This window comes from Leptothoe sp. PORK10 BA2, assembly GCF_034932105.1.
In the GTDB taxonomy this organism is placed as follows: domain Bacteria; phylum Cyanobacteriota; class Cyanobacteriia; order Phormidesmidales; family Phormidesmidaceae; genus Leptothoe.
The window spans coordinates 1-3,344 of the sequence record NZ_JAYGIG010000112.1; the positions used below are offsets into that span (position 1 = coordinate 1).

Genomic DNA, 3,344 nt, shown 5'->3' on the forward strand with positions numbered 1-3,344 from the left:
AGGACACGGATGAGAAAATAGATCCATAACACCACCCAGATTAGATCAGCTTTTGCTGAACCTATTATCGTCTATCGTATATACAACATGCCTTTACGCTGACCCACCTGGCGGAACCAGTGCCGATGGCCAGGTTCAGAAGGATATTGCCCTAATGCTCTCGGCGGGTAGTCCTATAGTCCGGCGGCTGGTGCAAGATCAAGGTAAGCAACCAGCGATGCTCTATGTTAATCAGACGGTACGTAAAGTGCTTAGCCGACAGCAAAAACGAACCGTTACTCGATCTCGACAGTATGACCAGGAACTATCGTGATACGGAAACCTGCAACCTTATCCTCTCAGCCGTATTAGGTATCACCTTTTTGGGCTACAACGTCATCAGGTATGGTAGGTCAATGGATGTTCAGTTAGGCCCCAATGCAGTCCGCATCGTTGGGGTTGGCAAGGGTAAACGCCTCGATCAGCAGTAAAACAGGCGTTATTCAAAAAGCTAATACGATTTCTCTGACGGGGATGACAAAATTCGCAAAGGCAAGTTAGCACTAAATCAGTCGATTCATCAAAAAGGAAGTGCTGCAAACAGGCCCTAATGGTATGTTTACTGCTCAACGAGTAGACCTGCCACCATCTTTAACTGGGAAGGCGTTTACTATGCCCACTTGCTGAATCCGGGCGGTGATGATTTTGCTGGGTACAACATGGATGACTACCCGATCTACTGGGCAACCTGTCACAACTTTGTCGGGCCAGACTTCTTCTCGGAGCGAATGACGGCCAATGCTATTCGGTTAGGCTATCCGCTAAATCTTCCTCAAGAGCAAATAGAGTTGCGAAACGTTCTAGAGATTATGAATTGAGATGAGGGTAGTTTTAGGTGCGATGATGGTGGTAGTGCTCTGAGGGCCGGTCAACCAGCGGTGATGCCTGAAGCGCACTGTCATAATGGCCTCGGCAACTGCATTTCTACCTCATCTATCTGAATCTGCAACTCTTCAGCCTGCTCAAGGTCGCCCAACCCTTCATAGAGCTCGTGTGCCCTCTGGAAGTGAGCGAGGGCATCTTCATACTCCGTCTGTCCCTTCGCAACATCCGCCAGTCCCCAGTGGCTCTCAGCTTGAAGTTCTGGCTGAGCTGCTACTTCAGCGCGGTTCAATGCCTCCCCATAGCGTTCTCGAGCTAGAAGGGGCAACCCAACTCTCAGATAAGTATCTGCCTGCAATAAGTAAACTCGGCTATCCTCCGTCCCCGCCTGGATTCTAGATTCCAACACATCTATGGCAGCCTGGTTGAGCGCGTAGCTTCTCCAATCGAGGGCGCTGTGTTCAAATTCAAGATATTTTAGGGCGATCGCAAGGGCTTCTTCGTCGGGCTCTAGCTGCTCTGCTTTGATTGCCTCTACTTGTGCATTGACGCGATCGCTCTCAGTCTCAGGCAGCAGCACAAACCCAACTGGCTCTCCCAATTTAGACGAAATTCCCTCGTTAGTCGTGATGACAATGGTGTAGCGGTAGTTAACTACTATGGACGCTACTTCATCAAAGACTGCCTCAGTCCCAGTTACTTCAACTTCCCAGTCAACATTTCTGCCATCGATCTCGACGGTGTATGACGTGGCCCCCTCAACGGGATGCCATTGAAACGTTAGCGAGTTCGTTCCCATTAAAGCGGTGTTACGGGGAGTCAGCACATAGGGTAGCGATTCATCGAAGGGGGCCCGTGACGGATTTCTCGGTCCCCGAGGGCGCGCTTTTCGCTTTGGGAAAATAAAGTCTAAAAAACTAATCTGAAGATTTCCTTCAATACCGCCAGGATATTGACTGCCAGTATGACTTTGCGCCGGCTGGGCGATCGCAACCACAGCACCTAAGATCAACACAAATATCTGAATTAGAGAGGTAAAGCGTTTGTTTGACATACCTTTTCGTAATTAAGTCCTTCAGCATCAAATCGGTCACGAGCTATCGTCAGCCAAGCATTCTCCTCAGGAACGCTGCGATCCCCTAACTGACAACAGCGCTGCCAAGCTGGTAGTGCATCTTCCTGACCTGTGGTCTCCCTGACTTGAGCAACCAAACAGTAGGCTGATCCAGGGTTAGCAACATACTCTTGTTCAGAAGCTGACAATTGCTCATAAATTGAGATAGCAACATCTAAGGCAGATGCGGCAAATGGATACTCTTCCTGCTGTAGCAAAGCCCAGCCCAAGTTTTTATAAAGACTGAATTGAGTTTCCGGGAAGCTTTTCTGCTCCTCTGCTAACCTTAGCCCCTGATTTAACAGTGCCAAGGATTTATTCAAGTTATTTTCAGGCGATTGCAGATATAACCGGACCAAATTGTTATAGGCCTCTGGCAAATTTCCCCGAATCGCTATCAAGTATTGGGTTTCAGCCTTATCCAGTTCTTGTATATCTTCGTAAAGGGTGCCGAGATTATAGTGGGCATCCACATTGTCTGGGTTCAGCGAAATTGCCAGGTTATAGGCCTGCTCTGCTGAGCCCAGTTTGCCCTTCTGCCAAGCCGACTGCCCTCGCTGGTTGTACTGCCTTGAAAGGCTGGGCAACGCCAGCCAAAAGGCAAACAGAGCCCCGGTCAGCAGTGCTGTAGTGCCAAACTTAGTCCGCAGTCGCCAGGGTTTTGAGACCTTAAAGCGGTCAAAGAAGACCTGCGCCCCTTCGCTACCGGCATCCGTCAAATCGCTGCGCGCCTTCAGCAACGTCAACAAGTTCGACAGCGCAATGGCCGAGAGCCCGGCTACCCCAGCCCCACCTAGCAAAAAGCGACCGCTGATGTTTATAAGCAGGCCAATGCTAATAGCCCAGGTTAGGGTGGTCAGCCCTTTGAACACCCAGTCATCGGGATTTGAGTCTGGAGGCTTAACCGTTTCATCCAAAAACCACCACCAATGCTCTGGCTGCTTCGGAAAGCTGTGGCGATAGGAGCCAAAATTAAACTGTTCAGCCATAGCCGCCGCCTGATCCTTGAACTGGCGATCAAGGGTATGAATTTCCTTCAGCAGATGGGGTTTGGGTGCCAGCGACTGCTCCAGCACAGTATGCAACACATCGCGAGCATTCAAAACGGTCATCACCTGCTGTTCGTCGGTCCTCTGCTCGTTCCCGAAACAGTCCAGGGCATTGCGATAGGCCGTTAGGGCCGTACCTAGAGCTGGCGTAGTCATGGATTGCAGCACAAAATCAATAAGCTCATCCTAAGTCACAGGGCAAACGCATACAAAAGTACATATCTCAACAAGCCTCTATTTGGCCATTTTATTGAGAATAGTGTCATTAAGAAGAGTCTTATTGAGAAAAAGCTGATGAACATTAGTGTCGTGAACGCCTG

General features: G+C 49.7%; 2 protein-coding genes. Both read right to left on the reverse strand.

What is annotated here, in order from left to right:
* Positions 1-937 precede the first annotated feature (937 nt).
* On the reverse strand, positions 938-1,915 hold the full coding sequence (locus VB741_RS14810) for a tetratricopeptide repeat protein (RefSeq protein ID WP_323365953.1): 978 nt from the start codon (positions 1,913-1,915) through the stop codon (positions 938-940).
* Complete coding sequence (locus tag VB741_RS14815) at positions 1,888-3,180, reverse strand: tetratricopeptide repeat protein (protein WP_323365954.1); 1,293 nt, start codon at positions 3,178-3,180, stop codon at positions 1,888-1,890. Before VB741_RS14815 ends, VB741_RS14810 begins: the two co-directional genes overlap by 28 nt.
* Positions 3,181-3,344 lie beyond the last annotated feature (164 nt).